Below are 23,491 nucleotides of genomic sequence, written 5' to 3' on the forward strand. Positions count from 1 at the left end.
GCATGACCTCCTCCGGTGAGCCCATGTCCGGTGAGCCCATGTCCGGTGAGCCCATGTCCGGTGAGCCCACGTCCGGTGAGCACAGTCCCGACCTCCTCACCGGTCACGCGGGCGAGCTCGCCGTGGCCGTCGCACGCGGCCACGGCGTGCAGACGATGTTCACCTTGTCGGGTGCGCACGTGTTCCCGATGTATGACGGAGCGGTCAAGGCCGATCCACCGATGCGCATCCTCGATGTGCGCCACGAGCAGACCGCGGCCTTCGCGGCGGAAGCGACCGGCAAGCTCACCCGAGTCCCCGGCCTGGCCGTGCTCACCGCCGGCCCGGGCGTGACGAACGGGGTGAGCGCGATCGCACAGGCCTCCTTCGCCGGCTCACCGATGGTCGTCGTCGGCGGCCGCGCCCCCAACAACCGCTGGGGCACCGGAAGCCTGCAGGAGCTCGACCAGCCGCCGATCCTGGCCCCGGTGACCAAGGTGGCTCGCACCCTGCCGACCGCCGACGCCGTGCTCGGCGGGATGGACGAGGCGTTCACCGCGGCGGGCTCGGCTCACCGTGGCCCGGTGTTCGTCGACGTGCCCATGGACGAGTTCTTCAACACCGCCAGCGGCCCGCGGCCTACGCCTCCCACGCAGGTCCGCCTCGAGCCGGACTCGGACGCGCTGGTCGAGATCGCCGAGCTGGTCGGGGCCGCTCAACGCCCGGTCCTGGTGCTCGGCACCGATGTGTGGGCCGATGGCGCGGAGGACGCCGCCGCCAGGTTCGCCGAGGAGCTGGGCATGCCCACCCTCACCAACGGCATGGGACGAGGGATCCTGCCCGGCGGGCATCCGCTGTTGGTGACCAAGGCTCGGAGTCAGGCGTTCGGGGCCGCCGACCTGGTGATCGTGGTCGGCACACCGCTGGACTTCAGGCTGGGGTACGGCGTCTTCGGCGGCAAGGACGGCGCCCCGCCCGCGCAGGTGGTCCACCTCGCCGACTCGCCGGACCAGGTCTCCAGGCATGCCACGCTGGCCGGGTCGGCCAGCGGTGACCTCACCTCGGTGCTCGACGGCGTACTCGCCGCCTGCCAGGGGTTGGTCCGCCGGCCGGACTGGTCCGGCTGGCTGGGCGAGCTCCAGGCGACCGTTGCGGCCGCCGCCGAGCGCGATCGAGCCCTGCTCACCGCCGAGGCCGACCCCATCCATCCGGCCAGGATCTACGGCGAGCTGCTCCCCCGGCTGGCCGACGACGCCGTGGTGATCGGCGACGGGGGCGACTTCGTCTCCTTCGCCGGCAAGTTCGTCGAGCCGCAGCGGCCCGGCGGCTGGCTCGACCCCGGCCCCTACGGCTGCCTAGGCGCCGGGCTCGGTGCCGCCATCGCCGCCCGCCTGGCCCGGCCGTCGGCGCAGGTAGCGCTGCTCTTCGGCGACGGCGCCGCCGGCTTCTCACTGATGGACGTCGACACCCTGGTCCGTCACCAGCTGCCCGTGGTCATGGTCGTCGGCAACAACTCCGCCTGGGGCTTGGAGAAGGGTCCGATGCAGATGCTCTACGGCTACGACGTCGCCGCCGACCTGGGCCAGCGGACCGGCTACGACACGGTGGTCAGCGCGCTGGGTGGTGCCGGGGAGACCGTGGCCGACCCGCGGCAGATCGGACCGGCCCTCGACCGGGCGTTCGCCTCAGGGGTGCCCTATCTCGTCAATGTGATCACCGATGTCGCTGCTGCCTATCCGCGCAACACCTTCGGGATCTGATTGCCGGTGAGCGACGAGCTAGAGGTTCGACCGGCCCGGTCGGAGGAGTACGACGCCATCGGCGAGCTGGCCGCGTCGGCGTACGTCGCCGGTGGCCACCTGCCACCCGGCCACGGCTACCTGGACATCCTGCGCGACGTGCGAGGTCGCGCGACGGAGGCGGTGCTCCTGGTCGCCGCGGTCGACGGGCAGGTCCTCGGCACGGTGACCTACTGCCCGCACGGCTCGGCGTGGCGAGAGCTCGGCGCCGACGACGAGGGTGAGTTCCGCAGCCTGGCCGTGGCCCCGGAGGCTCAGGGTCGAGGTGTCGGCACTGCCCTTGTCCGGGAGTGTGTGCGCCGGTCGGTGGCCGACGGCGACCGAGGGATGGTGCTGTCCTCCCTGCCCGACCAGACGAGCGCCCACCGGGTCTACCAGCGGCTCGGTTTCACGCGCGCCCCGGAGCGGGACTGGCAGCCCCAGCCCGGGACCGCGCTGATCGCCTTCGCGATGCGGCACCCTGCGGACAAAGAGGGATCGAGTTGATGGAGGCGAGACCGGCAGAGGCTGAGCTGACCTTCCTCGTCACCGAGGCGGACACCGCCGCTGCGGTCGGCTCGGGCAGCCTGCCGGTGCTCGGCACGCCACGGCTGCTCGCCTGGTGCGAGGCGGCCACCTGCGTGGCTCTTGCAGATGTGGTGGCGGACGGGTCGACCAGCGTCGGCACGGAGGTGGCCCTCCGTCATCTCGCCGCGAGCCCGATCGGTGAACAGGTCACCGTCACCGCGCATCCCGACGGCCAGGACGGCCGGCTACACCACTTCGAGGTCACCGCCACCCGAGCGGACGGCACCGTGCTCGGCACCGGTCAGATCACCCGCGCCGTGGTCGACGTCGAGCGGTTCCTCGGCCGGCTCCGCTGACCCAGTGCGGCGGAGAAGGAGTCAGGCGTTGGGGCGCTTGCCGTGGTTGGCGGCCTTCTTCTTGCGCCCGCGACGCTTGCGACCGGTCTTGCCCATGGTGTCCTCCTGGATCGAGTGCTGAGCCCGAGGGAGTCCGTCGGGACCCGTGGGCAGCGAGCATCCTCTCAAATGCGCGGGACAGGCGCGAATCAGCGTGGCCCACCGCTGGGAGCTGCGAGCCGCTCAGGCTTCGTGGATCTCGATCTCGACCTCGCGGATCGAGAGCATCACCCGCTGACGAAGGGTGTCGGGCGCCGACTCCGAGCAGGAGCGGGCGACCAACGCCTTGATGGTGCGCTGCACGTCGTACCGTTCCAGGCAGGGACGACACCCGTCGAGATGTGCCTGCACCGCCTCGATGTCGGTCGCGCACAGCTCGTTGTCGAGGAAGTAGACGATGCGCTCGATGAAGTCGGCGCACGAGTCGTCGTTGCCCATCAGTCCCCCTCCCCCACGCGCAGCAGATCGTTGTCGCGCACATAGTCCGAGAGCATGTCGCGCAGCTGCCGGCGGCCCCGGTGCAGCCGAGACATCACGGTGCCGATGGGGGTGCCCATGATCTCGGCGATCTCCTTGTAGGGGAACCCTTCGACATCGGCGAGATAGACCGCGAGGCGGAACTCCTCCGGCAGTCGCTGCAGGGCAGCCTTGACCTGGGAGTCGGGCAGGTGCTCCAGCGCCTGCATCTCCGCCGACTTCAGGCCGGAGGAGGTGTGCGACTCGGCGCGGGCCAACTGCCAGTCCTCGACGTCCTCCGACATCGACTGCTGCGGCTCCCGCTGCTTCTTGCGGTAGGAGTTGATGAAGGTGTTGGTCAAGATGCGGTAGAGCCACGCCTTGAGGTTGGTGCCGGGGCGGAACTGGTGGAAGGAGGCGTAGGCTTTCGCGAAGGTCTCCTGCACCAGGTCCTCGGCGTCCTGCGGGTTGCGCGTCATCCGCATCGCCGCGGAGTAGAGCTGGTCCAAGAAGGGCAGGGCGTCGCGTTCGAAGCGGGCGGTGCGCTGCTCGTCGGTCTCGGTGGCTACGTCGGGAAGCTCGGCCACCTCGGTGTCGAAGTCGTCAGTCATCGCATCCCACAGTAGTGCCCGGGGGGTCGCCGGCGGCGTCGGCCGCACGAGCCCGGAGCCGGACGGCGGCGGAGGTGAGAGCAGCGCGAGCACGTCGGGTGAACGCGCTATCGCCGCGGCTGATTCCCGGTCACCTCGCGGATGATCCACTCCAGCGTCGTCTCGACGATGATGCCGAGCGCCTCCTCGGCGGTGATCTCGGCAGAGGCCGGCACCCGCAGGGAGTGGTCGGCGGACGGGATCACGGTCATCTCGACCCCGGCTGGGAACTCCTCGGGCCGCCCCATCGGATCTCGTTCACCCTGGATGACCAAGGTGGGGAGGCGGGTGCCGAGCAGCTCGTCGACCCGGGACGACTCCGGGCGTCCGGGTGGGTGCAGGGGGAAGGAGAGGCACAGGCACCCGGAGGCACCCAACGACTTCGCGGTGCGGGCTGCCGACCGCGCGCCCGCTGAGCGGCCACCCACCACCAGTGGTGTGCGGGTGCGCAGCGCCGACGCGGCGGCCATCGTGCCGGCATCCAAGGTGGCCGGCGAGGACGCCACCTTGCGGCCGGCGACCCGCCAGGGCTGTTCGAAGCGGACCACCGTCACGTCGTTCTTGGGCAGACTGCGGGCGAGCGCCTCGAGGTCGGCGGTGTCGATCCCCGCGCCCGCCCCGTGCCCCAGCAGGAGGGTCGCCACCGGGCTGGTCGCCCGGTCGGTGACCAGCCTGCCCTCGCCGTACGGCGTGCGGATCATCCGTTCGCGGCTCACTCCCGCATCATGCCAGTCCTTCGTCGAGGGGGATGGGCGCGATCAGCTCCGGACCGTTGTTGCGCACGTTGCCGACCAGCGCAGAGACCGGATAGGCCTCCAGCCGCCCCGGCGCCGCCGGCACGAGCAGGTCGAGCAGGTCACCGGTGCTCCCGGGATTCAACCAGCGCCCCCAGCTTCTCGGGCTCCACCATCAGCGGCATCCGGTCGTGGATCTGCCCCAGCGAGTCCTCGGCCTGGGTGGTCAGCACCGTGCAGGTCCAGCGGAACCGGTGCGGGTCGTCCTCCGAGCGGTCGGGGTCTCGCCAGATCTCGTAGAGCCCGGCCATCGCCAACACTCCGTGGTCGATCGGGCGGATGAAGAAGGGCTGCTTGCGCGGCTTGCCGGCCTTGGTCAACTGCGCGGTGGGATACCACTCGTAGTAGCCGTCCGCGGGCAGCAGGCAGCGCCGGGCAGCGAAGGCGCGCCGGAAGGCCGGCTTCTCGGCAACCGTCTCCATCCGCGCGTTGATCAGTCGAGTGCCGATCGAGGCGTCCTTGGCCCAGGACGGCACCAGTCCCCAGGTCAGCACCCGCAGTTGCCGCTGTGGCGGCTCCGGGCTGTCCTTGCGCGGTGGTCGCTCGACGACGGCGTAGACCGGCTTGGTGGGCGCGACGTTGTAGTCGGCCTCGAGGTGCTCACCGATCCTGCTCTCGGAGATCTCGAACTCCTCGACCAGGTCGTCCGGACTTCGGCTGGAGGCGTAGCGACCACACATGTCAGCAGCCTAGGACCCCGCCTGTGGGTCGAGCTGGCGTCAGCGGGCGAGCTCGTCGAGCAGCAGTGCAGCGGTCGCGTCGGAGCCGGGCAGACCCTCGATCCAGACTCGGCCGGCCTCGCCGCCCCCCTGCAGGGTGCGGACCATCCGGCGCAGCAGCGCGACGCGCTGACCGAGACGGTCGTCGCGCTCGGCGATCACCACGATCCGCTCGGGTCCGAGCTTGCCGATGGTTTCGGTGCCCGAGAACACCGTCCGGGCAGCATCGCCGAGCGAGCTGAGCCGCATCGCCCGAGTCAGCACATGCCGGGCCCGCTGGTCTGCGGGGTCGACGTGCCGGTCCTGGGGCAACTCGGCCACCACCAGGGCGAAGGTGTCGCGCACGCGCGTCGGGTGTCGGAGCTCTCCCCTGTACAGCTCCGACAGTCTGCTCCGAACGTGCGCGAGGCTGGCCAGACCCGTCAACGGGTCCTCACAGGCCAGCTGATGGAGGTAGGTCAAGGTGGTGTCGCTCCACGAGCGAGACACCGCGCGAACATCCTCGAAGGTCGGCTCCAGGTCCAGCACCAGCCGGTAGGTGGTTGCCAGCGCCTCGAGCGTCTCGTCCAACGAGGCGCCGTCCTTGGCCATCTGGGTGCCGGCGACGGCACATGCGTCGGTAGAGCCGGACCCCGAGGCGAGCGTCTCTCCCACGGCCTCGAAGCGTGGCGGCAACCCCAACCGCACCTGCTCCAAGCGTCCGTCGCTCGCCTCGGAGTCCGCTGTGGACAGGCCACGCGAACGTAGGCTGAATCTGCCCACAAGCACCCCCTCGGCGTCTCTATTCACCGATGAGACGACCAACCCGACGGGTCATGACGCGAGTTGCGGAGATCATTTTGGTTCCCGGTTTCCTCGGTGGATACCGGACTGCGGAGCCTAGACTGACGTCATTCCTGATCCCTTCCCCCGTTGAAGTGATATGAGCAGCACGCAGCCACTGGTCGACACCCGAGCGGACGCCGAACTGATTTCGGCCGTCCGTGGTGGCGACCTGAACGCCTACGGCGAGTTGTTCGCGCGCCACGCGGACGCCGCCCGACGGCTCGCCCGGCAGCTGGTCTCCTCGGCTGACGCCGACGACCTGGTCTCCGAGTCGTTCGCCAAGGTGCTCACCGTGCTGCAGCGGGGCGGCGGCCCAGATATCGCCTTCCGGGCCTACCTGCTGACCGCCGTACGCCGTCTGCACGTGGACCGCATCCGCGCGACCTCACGGGTCCAGACCACCGATGACCTCGAACCGTTCGACCCGGGGACCCCGTTCGAGGACACCGCCGTCGCCGGATTCGAGAACGAGGCGGCGGCCAAGGCGTTCGCCTCGCTCCCCGAGCGCTGGCAACTGGTGCTGTGGCACTTGGAGGTGGAGGGCCAGAAGCCCGGTGACATCGCGCCGATGCTGGGCATGAGCGCCAACTCGGTGTCCGCCCTGGCCTATCGGGCTCGCGAGGGCCTCCGACAGGCCTTCCTCAACCAGCATGCGCAAGATCTCGACAACGACACCTGCGAGTGGACCCACCAGCACCTGGGCGCCTATATCCGCAACGGCATCTCCCGCCGCGACGCCGCGAAGGTGGAGGAGCACCTCGACGAGTGCCGCAAGTGCATGGCGATCTACCTGGAGTTGAGCGAGGTCAACTCCAACCTGGCCGGCATCTTGGGACCTCTGCTCCTCGGTGCGGCGGCGACCGGTTATCTCGCGACAGCCGGCGGGCTGGCCGCGAAGGGTGGGCTGCTGTTGTTGGTCGGCCGCGCCAAGGAAGCCGTGGTGGGGAACCTCGCCACGGCCGCCGTCGCGGGTGTCGCAGCGACCGCGGTGATCGCGGGCACGGCGGTCGCCGTCCTCACCCACCAGAACGACCAGGACCTCAGCACTGCCGACAACCAGATCGGGGCGGTCAGTCCCGGCAACGCCGGTCAGGGCGGTGACCCGGGGACGAACAACGGTGACCGGGGCGGGGATCAGGGCAAGGGCGGCCCGACGGTCACCCCGTCGGAGTCCACCAATCCGAGTGACCCGGTCACCAGCCCCACCGACCCGAGCTCCACCCCTACGGACCCGAGTTCGACACCCACCGATCCGACCGACCCGACGTCTAGCCCGTCGGATCCGACCTCCGCCCCCACCGATCCGACGTCCACCCCCACCGACCCGACCTCCACCCCCACGGACCCGACCTCTAGCCCGTCAGACCCGACGTCCACCCCCACCGACCCGACCTCCACCCCCACGGACCCGACCTCTAGCCCGTCAGACCCGAGTTCGACCCCCACCGACCCGACCTCTAGCCCGTCAGACCCGACGTCGACCCCCACCGACCCGACCTCTAGCCCGTCAGACCCGACCTCCACCCCCACCGACCCGACCTCTAGCCCGTCAGACCCGACCTCCACCCCCACCGACCCGACCTCTAGCCCGTCAGACCCGACCTCCACCCCCACCGACCCGACCTCTAGCCCGTCAGACCCCACGTCGACCCCCACCGACCCCACGTCAACGCCGGCGGTCTTCACCGACGTGAGCGTGTCGGCCGCGGCGAAGCGGACCACTCTCGTCTCTTGGGATGTCGTCGGCACGGTGTCCGGGCTCAACCCGGGCAATGGAGTGACGGTGACGGTCACCGTGTCGAACAACCTGTCCTTCAGCCGCGACCTCGGGTCCCGCTGCACCTATGTCAACAGCCGGACCGCCCGCTGCCACCTCTCGACCCCAGACTCCGCCGGCGACGAGACCCTCGGCTTCACGGTCCCGGCGACGATCGGCGACGCCTGGATGCAGTTCAGCATCGTCCCCGACACCGGCACGCCCAACAGCTCGACCGACAACGACGTGGCACGAATCGACCTCGACGGCGTGCTCGGCAAGTCTGCGGTCCCCGGTGGGGACCTCTCCGCCCGGCCCTGAGCACCCGCTGGCGCCGATAGGCTGCGCAGGTGAGTGATTCGTCCGAGCTGTGGCCGGCGCCGAGCGCCCGGGGCCTAATCGAGGCGGAGCTCACCCTGCCCGGGAGCAAGTCGCTGACCAATCGGGCGCTGGTGCTGGCGGCGCTCGCCGACGGTCCATCGGTGGTGGGACGCGCACTGCGTTCCCGTGACACCCTGCTGATGGCCCAGGCGCTCACCGGCCTGGGGGCGCTGGTGGGCACCAGCGGACCCGATTGGTCGGTGTCGCCAGCCGCCTTCGATCGGGACGCGAAGGTCGACTGTGGCCTAGCCGGCACCGTGATGCGATTCGTGCCGCCGGTCGCGGGCCTGTCCACCGGACGAATCGACTTCGATGGCGACCCGCACATGCGGAACCGGCCGGTGGGCGAGGTTCTGCTCGCGCTCCGTGCGCTGGGAGTGCGGATCGAGGACGACGGCCGCGGCGCACTGCCGTTCGCCGTGCTCGGTCAAGGGTCGGTCAAGGGCGGATGCGTGGTCATCGACGCTTCGGCTTCCTCCCAGTTCGTCTCCGCTCTTCTGCTGGCGGGGGCTCGCTACGACGAGGGCATCGACATCCGCCACGACGGCAAGCCGGTGCCGTCACTTCCCCACATCGACATGACCGTGGCGATGCTGCGAGCGCGCGGGGTCGAGGTCGACGACGCAGACGCCAACCGGTGGGCGGTGGCACCGGGTCCGATCGCCGCTGTCGAGGAGACCATCGAGCCAGACCTGTCCAACGCGGCGCCGTTCCTCGGCCTCGCCGCGGTCACGGGCGGCAGGGTGCTGATCCGAGACTGGCCCACCGAGACCACTCAGCCGGGCGACGCACTCCGCGACATCCTCGAGCAGATGGGCTGCACGGTCAGTCTCGACGACGACGGACTAGAGGTGCGCGGACCGGACGCCCTGCGCGGGGTCGACCTCGACCTGCACGACGTGGGCGAGCTGACCCCCGCCATCGCGGCGCTCTGCGCACTGGCGGAGTCGCCGTCCCACCTGCGCGGCGTCGGTCACATCCGCGGTCACGAGACCGACCGTCTGGCCGCCCTGGCCACCGAGCTCAACGCCCTCGGAGCCGCCGTGACAGAGCGTGCCGACGGCCTCTCCTTCCGCCCGGCGGCGCTGCACGGCGGGGTCTTCCACACCTACGCCGACCATCGGATGGCCCACGCCGCCGCATTGGTCGGGCTGGCCGTGCCCGGCGTCCTGATCGAAGACGTCGCCACGACCGCGAAGACGTTCCCCGGCTTCGCCGACGTCTGGGCTGGTCTGCTGTCGTGACTCGGCGCTACACCGAGGAAGACCAGGAACACTACGAACGCCCGCGCCGCCACACGCGACCGCGCACCAAGGACAGGCCCAGCTATGACGACGCCGTCGACGGCACCGTGGTGACCGTCGACCGAGGTCGCTTCACGCTGGCGGTCGACGGGGTCCGGGTCATGGCGATGAAGTCCCGACCGCTGGGACGCAAGGGCGTCGTGGTCGGGGACCGGGTCCGCGTCGTGGGCGACGTGTCCGGTGCCGAGGGCTCTCTGGCAAGGATCGTGGAGGTCGCCGATCGGGCCACGGTGCTGCGGCGTACCGCCGACGATGACGACCCCGTCGAGCGCATCGTGGTCGCCAACGCCGACCAGTTGGTGGTGGTCTGCGCTCTGGCCGACCCCGAGCCGCGGCCCCGGCTGATCGACCGGGCGCTCGTGGCGGCGTACGACGCGGGCATGGCGCCGCTGCTCTGCCTGACCAAGTCCGATCTCGCCGACCCCGAGTCGCTGCTGTCGACCTACCGTTCGCTGGGGGTGCCCTGGGTGGTCACCCACAAGGGCGGAAACCTCGACGAGTTGAGGGAGCGGCTGTCCGACCGGACCAGCGTGCTGGTCGGTCACAGCGGGGTCGGCAAGTCCACCCTGGTCAATGCACTGGTGCCGGAGGCCAATCGAGAAGTGGGCCGGGTCAACGCCGTCACTGGCCGCGGCCGGCACACCTCCACCAGCGCATGGATGCTGGAACTCCCCGGTGGCGGCTGGATCGTCGATACCCCTGGCATCCGTTCGTTCGGCCTGGCACACGTCCAGCCCGAGCACCTGATCGAGGCATTCCCCGACCTGGACGAGATGACCGAGGACTGTCCACGGGGTTGCACCCACGGTGCCGACGAGCCCGAGTGTGGCCTGGACGAGGCCATCGCCGAGGGTCAGGCCGATCCCGAGCGGGTGGAGTCCTTCCGGCGTCTGCTCGCGGCGCGGTACGACGCCACGGCGCTCTGATCCCGCCAGACAGTCCCTACCCCGACGCCCCCTCCATCAGCCCCACACCGCCCGGGCTCCGGTGTCGCCGGCGCGGAACGCCGCGTAGAGCACCATGACCGAGGCGGTCGCTAGGAGGCCGGCCACCACCCAGCTCAACGCACCCCGAGAGTCTCGGGCGCCACGGCCGGACGCCAGCGCGGTGCGTCCACCGAGCAGCCACGCGGCCAGCGCCACCACCACGACATTGCCGAGCAACACGTTGCGCAACAGCTCACCAGCCTCCTCGTGCGTGTGCACCGCTGGCAGCACATCCAGGCCCCGCGCCTCGGCGAGATCCTTCCCCGACGATGCGGCGAGCACCGCGGCCCCGGCCGCCAGCACAGCGGCGATCACCAGCGGCCACCGCAGCCACCACCGCCAGCGTGGCACCGCGGCGTACACCAGCCCGGCCACACCGGTCAGCGGCGCGAAGACCACCACGGCATGCACGATCAGGGGGTGGAGGGGCAAGCCGTCGAGCTCCATACGGCGAGAGGCTAGTCGGCTTCCCTATGAGCGCGCCCACACCGCCCTTTGGCCGCGACAGGGCACTAGCCTGTGCCCATGGCCTCCTTGCCCGACTACACCGACGACCTGCGGCTGGCCCATGTGCTCGCAGACGACGCGGACTCGTTGACCGAAGCCAGGTTCCGGGCCCTGGACCTCCACGTCATGAACAAGCCAGACCTGACACCGGTCACGGAGGCCGACCTGGCCGTCGAGGAGGCGCTGCGGCGTACTCTCTCGCGGGTGCGCTCCCGCGACGCCGTGATCGGCGAGGAGCACGGCAGCAGCGGGCACAGCCAACGCCAGTGGATCATCGACCCGATCGACGGCACCAAGAACTTCGTGCGCGGCGTCCCAGTCTGGGCCACTCTGATCGCTTTGGCCGTCGACGGCGAGGTCGTGGTCGGTGTGGTCTCGGCGCCCGCCCTGCAACGGCGCTGGTGGGCATCGACCGGCGCCGGCGCCTGGACCGGCAGATCGCTGGTCAAGGCGACCCGCTGCCAGGTGTCCGATGTGCGCAGGCTCGAGGACGCCTCGCTGTCCTACGCCTCGCTCGGCGGCTGGGACGAACGTGACCGGCTCGACGACTTCCTGGCCCTGGCGCGGCGCTGCTGGCGCACGCGTGCGTACGGCGACTTCTGGTCCTACATGCTGCTCGCCGAGGGAGCCGTCGACCTAGCGGCCGAGCCGGAACTGTTCGTCTACGACATGGCCGCGCTCGATGTGATCGTGCGGGAGGCCGGTGGGCGCTTCACCGCCCTCGACGGCAGCGACGGCCCCTGGGGCGGCAACGCGATCGCCTCGAACGGTCACCTGCACGAAGCGGCGCTGTCTTTCCTCGGCACCGCACGCGGAGACGGCCGACCAGACCCCGACGACCATCCGCGCGGCCCCGGATCGGTGAGCGAGTTGAGGGCGCGCCGGATGCGCTCCGTCGAGAGCCCCGAGGTCTGAGGCCGCCGATCCGACCGCTCACGTGACGTCGGCCACTCTTCCTCGGCACCCGCCGATCCGGATAGCGTGGAGGTCAGCAGCCGACTGATCTCGCGTAGGTCCGGACTTCGACTCGAAAGGCGACGCCGATGCGCATCCACGAGGTGATCTCGGGAAAGCCGAGCCAGCAGGTGATCACCATCAATCCCGACGCGAGTGTGCGCGAGTTGCTCGCCCTCCTCGCCGAGCACAACGTCGGCGCCCTCATCGTCAGCTCCGACGGCACCAGTGTGGACGGCATCGTCTCCGAGCGCGACGTCGTGCGGCGTCTGCACACCGACGAGAGCGCGCTGGAGGGCCCCGTGTCGGGGATCATGACCGTCGGCGTCTTCACCTGCGATCCGGACAACTCCCTCGACGACCTGATGGCGCTGATGACCGAGCGCCGGATCCGCCACGTCCCGGTCGTCACCGAGGGGCGGCTCGCCGGGATCGTGAGCATCGGCGACATCGTCAAGCACCGCATCGGCGAGCTGGAGTTCGAGCGCGACCAGTTGGACTCCTACATCCAGTCCTGATCCACCCGGCGCCTCGCGCCGGCAGGGACCATGCACCCTAGGGTGTTCCTATGGACAAGCCTGAGATCGACTTTGTCGACCCCACTCCCCCGGCCGACCTCGTGGTCACCGACCTGACCGTCGGCGACGGTGACGAGGCGGCGACCGGCCAGACCGTGAGCGTGCACTACGTCGGGGTGGCGTTGTCCTCCGGCGAGGAGTTCGACGCGTCGTACAACCGCGGCGCGCCGCTGCAGTTCCGACTCGGCATCGGCCAGGTCATCGCCGGTTGGGACCAAGGTGTGCAGGGCATGAAGGTCGGCGGTCGACGTCAACTGGTGATTCCCCCGCATCTGGGGTACGGCGACCGCGGCGCGGGCGGGGTGATCAAGCCCGGCGAGACGCTCGTCTTCGTGGTGGACCTGCTCGGCGTCAGCTGACGCCGACCCGGCAGCTCTCACCGGCCACGGTGACCTCGTCTCCCGGTGCCAGTCGTCGACCGCGTCGGGTCTCCACCTCGCCGTTGACCCGGACCTCCCCGGCAAGCAGCAGCGGCTTGGCCTGAGCCCCCGACTCCACCAGGTCGGCCAGCTTGAGGAACTGCCCGAGCCGGATCGACTCGTCCGCGATCACTACCTCCCGCATGCGCAGATCCTCGCACAGGAGGCGATGAGTGGCCGAGGCCGTCGGCCGGGTTGCTGGTCGCCTGGGGTGCTCGCCGGGCAGCGACACGGGAAGGCCGCCGGTGGTCCTGGTCGTCGTCCGGGTTGCTGGTCTGCGGTGGTGGCCCGGACCCAACTCCCGCGGTGCTGTAGTGGCTGAGGACCCGGAACACAGGGCACTTTGCCACAACAAGACCGCGGCAGACACAAGAACACCGCGGCAGACGCCCACCCGGGCAGACCAGCCGACCAGCGACCCGGCCAGCAACCCCAGCCACCGGCGGCGCCCATCCGTCGTCGTTGCCCTGTCGGTCGTCACCACGGACAACCAGACACCCGCTGGCGACCCCGACCGCGGCGGCGCCCACCCGCAGACCCAGCCCCTACGGGACGAGCAGACTCACGGCGTGGATGAGGACGCCGACCAGGCCGCCCACGATGGTCCCGTTGATCCGGATGAACTGCAGGTCCCGGCCCACGTGCAGCTCGATGCGGCGGGCTGCCTCCTTGCCGTCCCAGCGCTGCACGGTGTGGGTGATGACGGCGGTGACCTCGGCGCCGTACCGCTGCACCGCGAACACCGCCAGATCGGCAGCCCAGCCGTCGAGGCGCTCGCGGAGCGCTGGGTCCGCCAGCAGCCGGTCGGCAAAGCGGGCCAGCTCCAGGGCGAGGCGCTGTCGCACCGCTCCCGTCGGGTCTTCCAGCGAGGCAAGAAGGGCGCGTCGGAGGGCGTTCCAGACCGAGACGGCCGACTCCAGCACGGCGGGGTGATCCAGCACCCGCTCCTTGAGCCGCTCCGCCCGCTCCTGGGTCGCGGGGTCGGAGAGCAGGTCGGTGGCGAGCTGGGCGAGCATGGAGTCCACGGCCTCGCGGGCATGGTGGTGCGGGTCGTTGCGGATGTCGGCCACCCACTTGATCGCCTCGGTGTGCAGCCGACCCGTGACCGCGGTGTTGAGGCGGGGTGGCGCCCACCAGGGCGCACGCTCGGCGAGGACCTCGGTGAAGGTATCGGGGTTATGCACCAGCCAGCGCAGCAGCTCGTCGAGACCGAGGTCGACCAGTCCGTGATGGAGGTCGTCGCGCACGGTCTCGGCCAACAGCCCACCCAGCAGCGACGCGATCGGCTCCTCGCGAAGTCGCGGCACGATCGCCTCGGAGATCAAGTCGGCGACGTGCTGGTCGGTGACCCGGGCCAGTCCGATCGCGGCAACGTCGGCGATCTCGCCCACTGCCCGATCCCGGTTCTCCGGCTCGGCCAGCCAACGGCCGAGTCGCAGCGAGATGGCAGCCGTTGCGACCCGGTCCCGGATGATGGCTTCCTGGAGGAAGTTCTCCCCCACGAACTCCTCCAGGCTGCGGCCCAGATCGTCCTTGCGCCGCGGGATCAGCGCGGTGTGTGGGACAGGCAGCCCGAGTGGGTGCTTGAAGAGCGCCGTCACCGCGAACCAGTCCGCGATCGCTCCCACCATGGAGGCCTCGGCACCGGCGTTGACGAACCCCCACCAGCCGGTCATCCCCTGGGTCGCGACATAGACCACCGCGGCGAAGACGAGCAGCGCGACGGCGAGCGAGCGCATCCGGCGCAGACCCCGCCGGCGGGCCGCATCGGTGGCCGGATCAGAGCTGGGCAGAGAGAACGACGTCGCCATCGCGTGTGATTCTCTCCTACCGTCCCAGCGCCGAGACCGGTGGAGGCAGGCTTGGGGTCGGCCGACTGGCCGGGTTACGGTGGATCGGCACGGGGGTCTCGGAGTCTGCTCGGATCAATTTCTGCATTCCTGAGTCACCGATGGCCCTCGGCCGACATGATGACACTGCAGAGGTAGGCCGGATCCGCCGCGAGCCCGTCGCCACCTCCGCGCCGGACCACGAGATCGATCGCCGAGACCGCCCTGGAGAGAGCATGCGCCGCCTGTTCGCCGTCAGGCCCGCCACCCTGACGACGGCTGCCGCTCTGGCGGTGGCCCTGCTACTTCCCCTCGCTTCGCCCGCCACCGCCGCCCCGACCAAGCAGGCCTCGCCTTCCACAGCGGCCGCTCGGCCGACCAATCCCGACGACCCACGGGGCGACGCCTACACCACCAAGAAGGTGAAGTCGAAGTGCTCCACGCACGTGTGCGTGCACTGGGTCAATACGACCGTCGACAAGCCCCCCGCCGGACAGCCCGACGTGGTGCTCACCCAGATGAACAAGATCTGGAAGTTCGAGGTCGACAAGCTCGGCTTCCGGTCGCCGCTTCCTGACGGCAAGCGCGGAGGAAACAAGAAGCTCGACGTCTATCTGAAGGACGTCGGCTCGAAGGGGTACGCCGGCTACTGCACCAAGGACAAGAAGGTCGGCAACGGCTATCTGGCGTCGGCGTACTGCGTCCTCGACAACGACTTCCAGCCCGACCAGTTCGACGGACACAAGGCGCTCAACACGCTGCGGGCCACCGCCGCCCACGAACTCTTCCACGCTATCCAGCTCGCCTACGACAGCGACGAGGATGCCTGGCTGGTGGAGTCCACCGCGACGTGGATGGAGGAGCGGTACGCCGACAAGGTCAACGACAACCGCAAGTACCTCCCCTCCAGCCAGATCGCACTCCCGTGGAGCCCGCTGGACATGGCGGGCAGCGGCGGCACCACCCAGTTCGGCAACTGGATCTGGTGGGAATACCTCACCAAGAGCCGCAAGCTCGGCGACAAGATCGTCCGCACCGTGTGGGAGAACGCCGGGGAGTACAACGGCGGCGGCAGCATGTACTCCACCCGAGCCGTGGTCAAGGCGTTGGAGAAGAAGGGCACCTTCAACAAGCTCTACCGCGACTTCGCCGCCGCGAACACCACACCCGCCAAGACCTACGAAGAGGGCGCAGCCTGGTCGGTCAGCGCCCCGATGGACGCCGATCCCGTCCTCACCAGCGGGAAGTCCACCGGAGGCAGCCTCGAAGTCGACCACCTGGCCTCCCGCCATGTGCGGATCCGGCCGGGCAGTTCGGTCACCGGCGCCAACCAGCGCCTCCTGGTGAAGATCGACGGCCCGTCCTCCAAGTCGGCGCCCGCCGCCGTGGTCCAGGTCCGCTACAAGAGCGGCAAGGTCACCCGCAAGGTGCTGGCACTGGATGCCGCCGGCAAGGGCAAGGGCACCGTGCTCTTCGACGCGAGCCAGATCTCCAACGTCATCGTGACCGTGGTGAACGCCTCCACCCGCTTCGACTGCTGGACCCGCCCCAGCGCCGACCCGGCGTACTCCTGCACCGGCAGCCCGCGAGACGACAACCGGGTCTTCACCTGGTCCGCCACCAGCACCACCGCCTGACCGACCCCGCCTGACCGACCCCGCCTGACCGACCCCGCCTGACCGACCCCGCCTGACCGACCCCGCCTGACCGACCCCGCCTGATCAGTGCGGCAGGCAGCGGACACACCTACTCGACTCGGCCGTGATGCGGCAGAGTGGGGCCATGAGAAGCCGTCGCCTCGCCTTGGTCCGTCGCCCCAGCCCGCGGATGGCCGAGGGCCTCCTGACCCACCTCGAACGGCAGCCGGTCGACGCCAACCTGGCGCTCCAGCAATGGGAGTCCTACGTCGCCGCCCTGCAGGAGAACGACTGGGAGGTCCGCGAGGCCCCGCCCGCGCCGGAGTGCCCCGACTCGGCGTTCATCGAGGACACCGTCGTGGTGTACGGCGATCTCGCCGTGATGACTCGTCCCGGCGCGCCGGAGCGGCAGCCCGAGCCGGTCGAGGTGGAGCCGGTGCTCCGCGATCTCGGCTACCGGATCGAGCGGATCGAGGACCCCGGCACCCTCGACGGCGGCGACGTGCTCAAGCACAACGGCACCGTCTGGGTGGGCATCGGCGGCCGCACGTCGTGGGACGGCTTCGACCAGTTCGCCACCCATCTACGCGGGCTCGCCGACGAGGTCGTGCCCGTCCCGCTCAGCCTGGTTCTGCACCTGAAGTCCGCCGTCACGGCGCTGCCGGACGGCACTGTGGTCGGCCACCCCGACTTCGTCGACGACTCGTCGGTCTACCCCTCCTTCCTCGCGGTGCCCGAGGAGCACGGCGGCCACGTGGTCCTGCTCGGGGACAACCGGGTGCTGATGAGCACCTCCGCCCCCCGCACCGCCGAGCTCTACCGGGAGCGCGGACTCGACGTGGTCGCCGTCGACATCTCGGAGTACGAGAAGCTCGAGGGCTGCGTCACCTGCCTCTCGGTGCGGCTGCGCGGCATCTAGACGCCGCCACGACCCCAAATCTCAGCCGCGCCACTCCACTAGCCGACCATTGGATCGTGCCAAGTGTGGATTTCCGCCAATTGAGGTGGAATGACCGCAGCAGCACACGAGATGGCCGCGCGAGCTGTTCCTCAGCGTCGAGGATTCCCCGCGCACACCTCACACGACAGAGAGGAACGCCCGTGGTCGACGTGGACAAGGTGCTCGACGAAGCAGGACTGCACAACCCCAGAGTGAGGGAGTACGTCCAGCACTGGGCCGAGCACACCGGTGCTGCCCGGATCGAGGTCGTCAGCGCGGCCGACGACGCCCGGCTGGTCCGGGAGTCGCTGGACGCGGGCGAGATCCTTCCGGCCGGAGAGGGCCTCTACTACTCGCGCAGCTACTTCAAGGACACCGCGCGCTCCGAGGAGCGCACCATCGTCGCGACCAGCCGCCCGGAGGACAAGGGCGTCTACAACAACTGGCGACACAGCGACGAGATCCGCCCCGTGGTCGAGGGCCACATGAAGGGTGCGATGGCGGGCAAGACGATGTACGTCATCCCCTACCTGATGTCACCCCCGGGATCGCCGCTCGAGGCCTACGCGGCGGGCGTCGAGCTGACCGACCACCGCACGGTCGTGCTGCACATGATCCGGATGGCCCGCGTCGACGTCTCCTTCATCGAGAACCTCGCCGACCCCGACTCCTTCGTCCGAGCCGTGCACGTGACCGGCGACCTGGAGAACCTCGGCCAGGGCACGCCGGACGACAAGCGCTACTTCGTGACGGTCGCCGACGAGCGGACGATCCTGCACTTCGGGTCGTCGTACGGCGGCAACGCGCTGCTCGGCAAGATCGCCCACGGCCTGCGCCAGGCGGCGTACGACGGCTGGGCGTCCGGCAAGTTCCTCGCCGAGCAGTTCATGCTGCTCGGCATCACCGACAAGGAGACCGGTCGGGTCTACCACATCTGCGGCGGCTTCCCGAGCGCGTCGGGGAAGACCAACCTGGCCATGACGCTGGCCCCGGACGCCCTCGGCGACCGCTACCACGTGTCGTTCTACGGCGACGACATCACCTGGCTGTGGGTCGACCCAGAAGACGGCAAGCTCTACGGGATGAACCCCGAGTTCGGCGTCTTCGGGGTCGCCAAGGACACCAACGAACTGACCAACCCGACGGCCCTGGACTCCATCCGGGCCGACTCCCACGCGCTGTTCACCAACATCGCCTACAACGAGCTCACCCACGAGGTCTGGTGGGAGGGCCGCACCAAGCAGGCGCCCGCCGACCTCACCGGCTGGCGGGACTGGAAGGGCGAGCTGATCTCCGAGCGCTCCCCCGAGCAGGCCGGTGACCCCTGGGCGCACCCCAACAGCCGCTTCACGACCACGCTCGCCAACGTGCCCAACGTGGCCGCCGACTTCGAGCGCCCCGAGGGGGTCGCCATCGACGGCATCATCTTCGGTGGCCGCACCCGTGATCGCGAGCCGCTGGTCCGGGCGATCACCGACCTGGCCGAGGGCGTCTACGACGGCCTGACCCTGGGCGCGGAGGCCACCTTCGCGGCCGAGGGCGTCGACGGACAGCTGCGCTACGACCCGATGTCGATGCGGCCGTTCATGTCCTACCCCGAGGGCCCCTACGCCGCGCACTGGCTCAAGATCGTCGGAGCCGCCTCCGAGCAGCCCATCTTCGCCCACGTCAACTGGTTCCAGCGTGACCCGGAGGACGGCCACTTCCTATGGCCGGGCTACCGCGAGAACCTGCGGGCCCTGCTCTGGCTGATGCAGCTCAAGAACGGCGAGGTCAAGGGCCGCGAGACCGCGGTCGGCATCCTGCCTACCGAGGACGAGCTCGACCTGACCGGCCTGGACCTGCCCCAGCACGACCTCGACCGGGTGCTCACCATCGACGTGGAGCGCTGGAAGCAGGAGCTCGACAACCGGCAGGCCCACCTGGAGCAGTTCCCCGGCCTCCCCGAGGAGATCTGGGCCGCGCACCGCCGCATCGTGGCCACCCTGGCTGAACAGCCTGAACAGCGCGTCGAATGAACAGGGCGTCGAAGAGTCGAGTTCCCGTCCTGGCAGAGACCTCGACCGCCCCGCGTCTCGCAATATGTTTGCGGGCGCGTCGGTAGCCTGAACGCGTGCGCAAACCAGTGATCGTGGTGATCGGGGCCGGTCCCGGCGTGGGTGGGCAGGTGGCCGGCCGCTTCGGGCGAGAAGGGTACGACGTCGCGCTGGTCTCGCGCGGCGCGGACCAGCTGGAGACGCTCGCCGACTCCCTGGCAGCGGACGGCATCACCACGGTCTGGGACGCGTTGGACGTGACCGATGCGCCGGCACTGACCGAGGCGGTGGCGTCGTACGGCCGTCGCTTCGGCCAGATCGACGTGCTGCACTTCAACCCGAGCGCGTTTCGGGCTCGGGATCCGCTCGTGCTCAGCGTGCCGGAACTGCTCGCCGACGTCGCGCTCGGCGTCGGCGCCCTGCTCACTGCCGTCCAGGCGGCCCGGCCCTTCATGACGGCCGGCGGCCGGGTCACCGTCACCGGCAGCTCGGCAGCCGACCACCCCTCCCATGTGGCGCCGTCGTTGGGGGTGCAGAAGGCCGGCTTGCGCAATCTCGTTCTGAGCCTGGATCAGGCGCTCGCGCCCGACGGGATCCGCGCCGTCTCGGTCACCGTCCGCGGCGTGCTGGCCGAGGAGGGTCCGCTCAGCCCGCCTCATGTCGCCGAGGCGATCTTCGCCGCCTCCCGCCAGCCCGAGGGCGACTGGCAGGCCGAGGTGTCCTACCCGGCCTGATCGAGGCTGCCAACTGCCGCGGTCTTCTTGCGTCTGCCGCGGTCTTGTCGTGGCAAATTGCCCTGGATACCGGGTCCTCACCCACCACAGCACCGCGGGAGATGGGTCCGAGCACCGGCAGCCGGCGTCGCCCATCCCGATAGGAGACGCGCGGTCAGCGGTGCCGCGGGAGCCGGGGCAGTTGCGGAAGACTGGCCGGGGCGGTCCGGTGCGACGGGGGACGCTGACAACCCCACGGGTCAGCCAGTCGTCCTAGTGGTGTCAGCAGCCCCCGCCAGCCAGCCCCGCCAGCCAGCCCCGCCAGTGCCGATCGACGACAAAGAGGAGTGTCAGGGTGCCCCGACCAGTCGGTGAGGAGCGGAGCTACCTGCCGGGCCTGGATGGCATCCGGGCACTGGCCGTGCTGGCTGTGCTCGGCTTCCATCTGGGCTTCCCGCAGATGGCCGGTGGGTTGCTCGGGGTCGGGGTGTTCTTCACCCTCAGCGGCTTCCTGATCACTCGCATTCTGCTGTCCAGCTGGCAGCGCACCGGCACGCTCGAGCTGCGTCGGTTCTGGCTCGCCCGGGCACGACGGCTGCTGCCAGCGCTCGCCGTGGTGTTGACGGTGGTGCTGGCGTGGACGGCGCTCAGCGAGCGGCCGCTGCTGGCCCAGCGCGGCGAGCAGGCCGCCGCCGCGGCGGCGTACGTCGCCAACTGGCACACGATCGCCGTCGGGGAGACCTACTTCCAGCGGTTCACCGGCCCGGGTCCACTGGACCACCTGTGGTCGCTCTCGGTCGAGGAGCAGTTCTACGTCGTCTGGCCGCTGTTGCTGCTGCTCGCCTTCGGCGTCTTCCGGCTTCGCCGCCGCACCCTGGTCATGCTCACGCTCCTGGCGGCGAGCCTGTCGTTCGTGCTGCTGGCGGTGCTGGTCAGCCCCGGTTTCGACCACACCCGCGCCTACGAAGGCACCGACACCCGCGCCGGCGGCATCTTGGTGGGCGCGCTGCTGGCGCTGGTCTGGGACCGCCTCGGCCCTGCTCTCGGGTCGAGCCGCGTGCGCCGCTTCGGCGTGGACCTGCTCGGCGTGGCCGGCCTGGTCGGGATCGGTTGGCTGGTCGCCCACACCGACGACTACTCCCTGGGCATCTACCGCGGTGGGATCCTGCTGCTGTCGGTGTGTACGGCGGCCGTCGTCGCCGCCGTGGCCGTGCCGCGGACGGGCCTCGGCTTCCTGCTCGGCCGAGAGCCGCTGCGCTGGCTCGGTGAGCGGTCCTATGCGATCTACCTGTGGCAGCTGCCTGTGATCGTCGCCGTCTCCTCGGCGACGCTGGACGCGCACCGCTACCTTTGGGGAGCCCTCGTGACGGCTACCGTGCTGGTGCTCGCCGAGCTTCTCCTGGCGGCTGGTCGAGGATCCGATCCGTCGCTACGGACTCGTCGGTGCCTTGCGACGGGTGCGGCTCCAGATCGCCGAGGTGCAGAGCCCCGCTGTGCAGAGCCCCGCTGTGCAGGGCGCCGAGGTGCCGGGCGAGGGCCGGCGGCTGACGCATGTTCCCCTGCTCCCCATCGGGCTCGCCACGATGTTGGTGGCAGGGACGTTTGCGCTCATGTCGGCGCAGACCGCCGACGGGAGCCGGGCCAGTGCGGCGACGGTGATCGCTCCGGGTGTCGACGAGCCGCCCATCCCACCTGACGTGGCCGACTTCGCCGGCCAGAGCGGGGATTCCGACGCGGCTGGTTCGGGGATCACCGGTCATCGTGGGCTCGACGAGTTCCCGGACCGCACCTCCACCGCGCAGGGTCACTCGGGAGACGGCCAGTCGGGTGACTCGGGCGCTCAGCTGGCTGCCGCCCCGTTGCGCAACGCCCACCGGCATCGCCACCGGACGCGGACGTCGGCGACCGCCACGTCCTGCTCCAGCGTGGTCGTGATCGGGGAGTCGACCTCACTCGGTCTGGTCAGCCCGGCCTACCTGCCCGACGCGTCGCTGCGGCTGCCGGCGCAGCTCCGTCGGCACGGGGTCAGCGACATCCGCACCGACATCCTCGGTGCTCGCTCCATCGTGGAGCGCTGGCACAACCAGCCCAACGCCCAAGACGCCGTGCAGGCCCAGCTCAAGCGTGGCTATCGGGGCTGCTGGATCATCGCGATGGGCACCAACGACTCGGCCAACCAGGCCGTCGGCGGCGTCTACTCCTCGACGCAGCGGATCGACCTGCTCATGAAGAAGCTGTCCGGCCAGCCGGTGCTCTGGTTGACGGTGAAGTCACGGAACAAATCGGGCGCCTACGCCGACAGCCACATGCAGGCCTTCGACCAGGCCCTGCTCAAGGCCTGCAGTCGCTATCCGGACCTGCGGATCTACGACTGGCGGGCCGAGGTGCAGGACTCCTGGTTCGTCGATGACGGCATCCACTTCACCAGCGCCGGCTATGCCCAACGATCCCGCCGGATCGCCGACGCCCTCGCCAACGCCTTCCCCGCCGAGGGCGCCGCATCCTCCGCCTGCGTCGTCTCCTCCGGCTGAGCGCTCAGCGGAGGAAGACGCAGCTGTCGCCGAACTCGTGCCACAGGTAGCCGCCGCGCTCCGCCGCGTCGTACGCCGCCCGGGTGAGGTCCGCGCCCGCCACCGCCTCGACGAGCAGGAGGTGAGAGGCCTGTGGGTCGGTCCAGTCGCGTCGCCCGACCACCAGTCCCGAGGGGTCCACAGCGGACGCCAGGGCTCGAGTGACGGTGGTGCCCACGGCGACGATCCGCCCGCCGGCGACACGAGCGGCGTTCAGCAGGCGAGCGGTCGTCTCGGGGACCTCGAACCACTCAGGCGGCGGCCCCTCGCCAACCTCCTGCGAGGACAGACCCGTGTGCAACGTGACCGGCGCGATCGCGATTCCTCGGCTGACCAGGAGGGTGACCAGTTCGGTGGTGAACGGACGACCGGCGGATGGCATCTCCGCGCTCCCGGGTCGAGTGGCGAACACCGTCTGGTAGGCCGACAGCGGGAATCGCTCGTCGAGGTAGCCGTAGGCGATCGGTCGACCAGCTCGGGCGAGTTCGGCTGTCAACGGGCCGCGGGACCGGGCGCGCCAGAATCGGTTGCCGGCGCCGGTCGGTGACGCTTCGACGGGGTACGCCGCCAGCGGGGTCAGCTCGGCGGAGCCGGCGACGAGCTGGACCGCTCCCGACGCCCCCGGTGCTGCCTACTTGCCCGCGGTGCTGCGCAGGCCACATCGCCTACGCTGACCTCGCCTGGTCAGGCGGACTCGGGCCGATGGGCTGGGCACCGGACCAGCTAACGGAACCACTGAGTTAGGGTTGCCTAACTC

The 23,491-nt window shown here is 70.2% G+C and carries 26 protein-coding genes; 15 read left to right on the forward strand and 11 right to left on the reverse strand.

Features of this window, described 5'->3' with window-relative positions:
• Positions 1-2: 2 nt before the first annotated feature.
• The 3 genes from QM714_RS07850 to QM714_RS07860 are packed head-to-tail and all read left to right on the forward strand — an operon-like array spanning position 3 to position 2,641.
• The gene (locus QM714_RS07850; RefSeq protein WP_415099205.1) at positions 3-1,739 is read left to right on the forward strand and encodes an acetolactate synthase; all 1,737 of its coding nucleotides are present in this window, start codon (positions 3-5) and stop codon (positions 1,737-1,739) included.
• A 6-nt stretch (positions 1,740-1,745) separates the two neighbouring features.
• Positions 1,746-2,264, forward strand: coding sequence for a GNAT family N-acetyltransferase (locus QM714_RS07855; protein ID WP_415099207.1), 519 nt, complete (start codon positions 1,746-1,748; stop codon positions 2,262-2,264).
• The gene (locus QM714_RS07860) at positions 2,264-2,641 is read left to right on the forward strand and encodes a thioesterase family protein (protein WP_415099209.1); all 378 of its coding nucleotides are present in this window, start codon (positions 2,264-2,266) and stop codon (positions 2,639-2,641) included. The genes QM714_RS07855 and QM714_RS07860 overlap by 1 nt, the downstream gene beginning before the upstream one ends.
• A gap of 21 nt (positions 2,642-2,662) precedes the next feature.
• Here the strand turns inward: QM714_RS07860 and QM714_RS07865 are convergent, their stop codons facing one another.
• The 7 genes from QM714_RS07865 to QM714_RS07895 form a co-directional block, all read right to left on the reverse strand.
• A complete protein-coding gene (locus QM714_RS07865; RefSeq protein WP_396408713.1) occupies positions 2,663-2,737 on the reverse strand; it encodes a 50S ribosomal protein bL37 in 75 nt (24 codons plus the stop codon).
• A 126-nt stretch (positions 2,738-2,863) separates the two neighbouring features.
• Complete coding sequence (rsrA, locus tag QM714_RS07870; protein WP_415099211.1) at positions 2,864-3,118, reverse strand: mycothiol system anti-sigma-R factor; 255 nt, start codon at positions 3,116-3,118, stop codon at positions 2,864-2,866.
• Positions 3,118-3,747 carry a sigma-70 family RNA polymerase sigma factor gene (locus QM714_RS07875; protein ID WP_415099213.1) on the reverse strand — a complete coding sequence of 210 codons (630 nt, stop codon included), beginning with the start codon at positions 3,745-3,747 and terminating at the stop codon, positions 3,118-3,120. The genes rsrA and QM714_RS07875 overlap by 1 nt, the downstream gene beginning before the upstream one ends.
• A 107-nt stretch (positions 3,748-3,854) precedes the next feature.
• Positions 3,855-4,502 carry an alpha/beta family hydrolase gene (locus QM714_RS07880; protein WP_415099215.1) on the reverse strand — a complete coding sequence of 216 codons (648 nt, stop codon included), beginning with the start codon at positions 4,500-4,502 and terminating at the stop codon, positions 3,855-3,857.
• A gap of 7 nt (positions 4,503-4,509) precedes the next feature.
• Entirely contained in the window at positions 4,510-4,665 is a 156-nt protein-coding gene (locus QM714_RS07885; RefSeq protein ID WP_415099217.1) for a hypothetical protein, read from the reverse strand.
• On the reverse strand, positions 4,643-5,260 hold the full coding sequence (locus tag QM714_RS07890) for an SOS response-associated peptidase (protein ID WP_415099219.1): 618 nt from the start codon (positions 5,258-5,260) through the stop codon (positions 4,643-4,645). Before QM714_RS07890 ends, QM714_RS07885 begins: the two co-directional genes overlap by 23 nt.
• Positions 5,261-5,299: 39 nt before the next feature.
• Positions 5,300-6,061, reverse strand: coding sequence for a hypothetical protein (locus QM714_RS07895; protein WP_415099221.1), 762 nt, complete (start codon positions 6,059-6,061; stop codon positions 5,300-5,302).
• 160 nt (positions 6,062-6,221) lie between these two features.
• Here QM714_RS07895 and QM714_RS07900 point away from each other — a divergent pair, with 160 nt between their 5' ends.
• The 3 genes from QM714_RS07900 to rsgA are packed head-to-tail and all read left to right on the forward strand — an operon-like array spanning position 6,222 to position 10,491.
• A complete protein-coding gene (locus tag QM714_RS07900; RefSeq protein ID WP_415099223.1) occupies positions 6,222-8,201 on the forward strand; it encodes a sigma-70 family RNA polymerase sigma factor in 1,980 nt (659 codons plus the stop codon).
• Between the two features lie 29 nt (positions 8,202-8,230).
• Positions 8,231-9,505 carry a 3-phosphoshikimate 1-carboxyvinyltransferase gene (aroA, locus tag QM714_RS07905; RefSeq protein WP_415099225.1) on the forward strand — a complete coding sequence of 425 codons (1,275 nt, stop codon included), beginning with the start codon at positions 8,231-8,233 and terminating at the stop codon, positions 9,503-9,505.
• A complete protein-coding gene (rsgA, locus tag QM714_RS07910) occupies positions 9,502-10,491 on the forward strand; it encodes a ribosome small subunit-dependent GTPase A (protein WP_415099227.1) in 990 nt (329 codons plus the stop codon). Before aroA ends, rsgA begins: the two co-directional genes overlap by 4 nt.
• 36 nt (positions 10,492-10,527) lie before the next feature.
• Here rsgA and QM714_RS07915 read toward each other — a convergent pair whose 3' ends face one another.
• Complete coding sequence (locus QM714_RS07915; protein WP_415099229.1) at positions 10,528-10,998, reverse strand: DUF2231 domain-containing protein; 471 nt, start codon at positions 10,996-10,998, stop codon at positions 10,528-10,530.
• 78 nt (positions 10,999-11,076) lie between these two features.
• On the opposite strand from QM714_RS07915, the gene QM714_RS07920 reads away from it, so the two are divergent.
• The 3 genes from QM714_RS07920 (at position 11,077) to QM714_RS07930 (ending at position 12,949) form a co-directional block, all read left to right on the forward strand.
• Positions 11,077-11,973, forward strand: coding sequence for an inositol monophosphatase family protein (locus tag QM714_RS07920; protein WP_415099231.1), 897 nt, complete (start codon positions 11,077-11,079; stop codon positions 11,971-11,973).
• A gap of 128 nt (positions 11,974-12,101) precedes the next feature.
• Entirely contained in the window at positions 12,102-12,530 is a 429-nt protein-coding gene (locus QM714_RS07925) for a CBS domain-containing protein (protein WP_415099233.1), read from the forward strand.
• Positions 12,531-12,580: 50 nt separating this feature from the next.
• The gene (locus tag QM714_RS07930) at positions 12,581-12,949 is read left to right on the forward strand and encodes an FKBP-type peptidyl-prolyl cis-trans isomerase (RefSeq protein WP_415099235.1); all 369 of its coding nucleotides are present in this window, start codon (positions 12,581-12,583) and stop codon (positions 12,947-12,949) included.
• On the opposite strand, the gene QM714_RS07935 is transcribed toward QM714_RS07930, so the two are convergent.
• Both QM714_RS07935 and QM714_RS07940 read right to left on the reverse strand, forming a co-directional pair.
• Positions 12,942-13,154 carry an RNA-binding S4 domain-containing protein gene (locus QM714_RS07935; RefSeq protein WP_415099237.1) on the reverse strand — a complete coding sequence of 71 codons (213 nt, stop codon included), beginning with the start codon at positions 13,152-13,154 and terminating at the stop codon, positions 12,942-12,944. The genes QM714_RS07930 and QM714_RS07935 overlap by 8 nt on opposite strands.
• A 400-nt stretch (positions 13,155-13,554) precedes the next feature.
• Positions 13,555-14,820 (reverse strand): DUF445 domain-containing protein, encoded by a 1,266-nt coding sequence (locus QM714_RS07940; RefSeq protein WP_415099239.1) that lies wholly within the window; start codon positions 14,818-14,820, stop codon positions 13,555-13,557.
• 254 nt (positions 14,821-15,074) lie between these two features.
• On the opposite strand from QM714_RS07940, the gene QM714_RS07945 reads away from it, so the two are divergent.
• The 6 genes from QM714_RS07945 to QM714_RS07970 all read left to right on the forward strand — a co-directional run bounded on the left by QM714_RS07945 (position 15,075) and on the right by QM714_RS07970 (position 22,695).
• Complete coding sequence (locus tag QM714_RS07945; RefSeq protein ID WP_415099241.1) at positions 15,075-16,475, forward strand: MXAN_6640 family putative metalloprotease; 1,401 nt, start codon at positions 15,075-15,077, stop codon at positions 16,473-16,475.
• Positions 16,476-16,620: 145 nt separating this feature from the next.
• Positions 16,621-17,394, forward strand: a complete 774-nt coding sequence (ddaH, locus tag QM714_RS07950; RefSeq protein ID WP_415099243.1) for a dimethylargininase — start codon at positions 16,621-16,623, stop codon at positions 17,392-17,394.
• A 182-nt stretch (positions 17,395-17,576) separates the two neighbouring features.
• Positions 17,577-19,433, forward strand: coding sequence for a phosphoenolpyruvate carboxykinase (GTP) (locus tag QM714_RS07955; RefSeq protein WP_415099245.1), 1,857 nt, complete (start codon positions 17,577-17,579; stop codon positions 19,431-19,433).
• Between the two features lie 95 nt (positions 19,434-19,528).
• Positions 19,529-20,185 (forward strand): SDR family oxidoreductase, encoded by a 657-nt coding sequence (locus QM714_RS07960; protein WP_415099247.1) that lies wholly within the window; start codon positions 19,529-19,531, stop codon positions 20,183-20,185.
• A 334-nt stretch (positions 20,186-20,519) separates the two neighbouring features.
• Positions 20,520-21,860: an acyltransferase family protein gene (locus tag QM714_RS07965; RefSeq protein ID WP_415099249.1), complete on the forward strand. Its 1,341-nt coding sequence runs from the start codon at positions 20,520-20,522 to the stop codon at positions 21,858-21,860.
• Complete coding sequence (locus QM714_RS07970; protein WP_415099251.1) at positions 21,775-22,695, forward strand: SGNH/GDSL hydrolase family protein; 921 nt, start codon at positions 21,775-21,777, stop codon at positions 22,693-22,695. The genes QM714_RS07965 and QM714_RS07970 overlap by 86 nt, the downstream gene beginning before the upstream one ends.
• 4 nt (positions 22,696-22,699) lie before the next feature.
• Here QM714_RS07970 and QM714_RS07975 read toward each other — a convergent pair whose 3' ends face one another.
• Positions 22,700-23,314, reverse strand: coding sequence for an S-adenosylmethionine:tRNA ribosyltransferase-isomerase (locus QM714_RS07975; RefSeq protein WP_415101026.1), 615 nt, complete (start codon positions 23,312-23,314; stop codon positions 22,700-22,702).
• Between the last annotated feature and the right edge of the window lie 177 nt (positions 23,315-23,491).

Source organism: Nocardioides sp. (genome assembly GCF_047602075.1).
In the GTDB taxonomy this organism is placed as follows: Bacteria; Actinomycetota; Actinomycetes; order Propionibacteriales; family Nocardioidaceae; genus Nocardioides.

Coding starts and splice junctions, on each gene's coding strand:
- QM714_RS07850 (WP_415099205.1), top strand. CDS start 3: ATGACCTCCTCCGGTGAGCCCATGTCCGGTGAGCCCATGTCCGGTGAG.
- QM714_RS07860 (WP_415099209.1), top strand. CDS start 2,264: ATGGAGGCGAGACCGGCAGAGGCTGAGCTGACCTTCCTCGTCACCGAG.
- rsrA (WP_415099211.1), bottom strand. CDS start 3,118: ATGGGCAACGACGACTCGTGCGCCGACTTCATCGAGCGCATCGTCTAC.
- QM714_RS07875 (WP_415099213.1), bottom strand. CDS start 3,747: ATGACTGACGACTTCGACACCGAGGTGGCCGAGCTTCCCGACGTAGCC.
- QM714_RS07890 (WP_415099219.1), bottom strand. CDS start 5,260: ATGTGTGGTCGCTACGCCTCCAGCCGAAGTCCGGACGACCTGGTCGAG.
- QM714_RS07900 (WP_415099223.1), top strand. CDS start 6,222: ATGAGCAGCACGCAGCCACTGGTCGACACCCGAGCGGACGCCGAACTG.
- QM714_RS07915 (WP_415099229.1), bottom strand. CDS start 10,998: ATGGAGCTCGACGGCTTGCCCCTCCACCCCCTGATCGTGCATGCCGTG.
- QM714_RS07920 (WP_415099231.1), top strand. CDS start 11,077: ATGGCCTCCTTGCCCGACTACACCGACGACCTGCGGCTGGCCCATGTG.
- QM714_RS07925 (WP_415099233.1), top strand. CDS start 12,102: ATGCGCATCCACGAGGTGATCTCGGGAAAGCCGAGCCAGCAGGTGATC.
- QM714_RS07930 (WP_415099235.1), top strand. CDS start 12,581: ATGGACAAGCCTGAGATCGACTTTGTCGACCCCACTCCCCCGGCCGAC.
- QM714_RS07935 (WP_415099237.1), bottom strand. CDS start 13,154: ATGCGGGAGGTAGTGATCGCGGACGAGTCGATCCGGCTCGGGCAGTTC.
- QM714_RS07940 (WP_415099239.1), bottom strand. CDS start 14,820: ATGGCGACGTCGTTCTCTCTGCCCAGCTCTGATCCGGCCACCGATGCG.
- QM714_RS07945 (WP_415099241.1), top strand. CDS start 15,075: ATGCGCCGCCTGTTCGCCGTCAGGCCCGCCACCCTGACGACGGCTGCC.
- ddaH (WP_415099243.1), top strand. CDS start 16,621: ATGAGAAGCCGTCGCCTCGCCTTGGTCCGTCGCCCCAGCCCGCGGATG.
- QM714_RS07970 (WP_415099251.1), top strand. CDS start 21,775: ATGTCGGCGCAGACCGCCGACGGGAGCCGGGCCAGTGCGGCGACGGTG.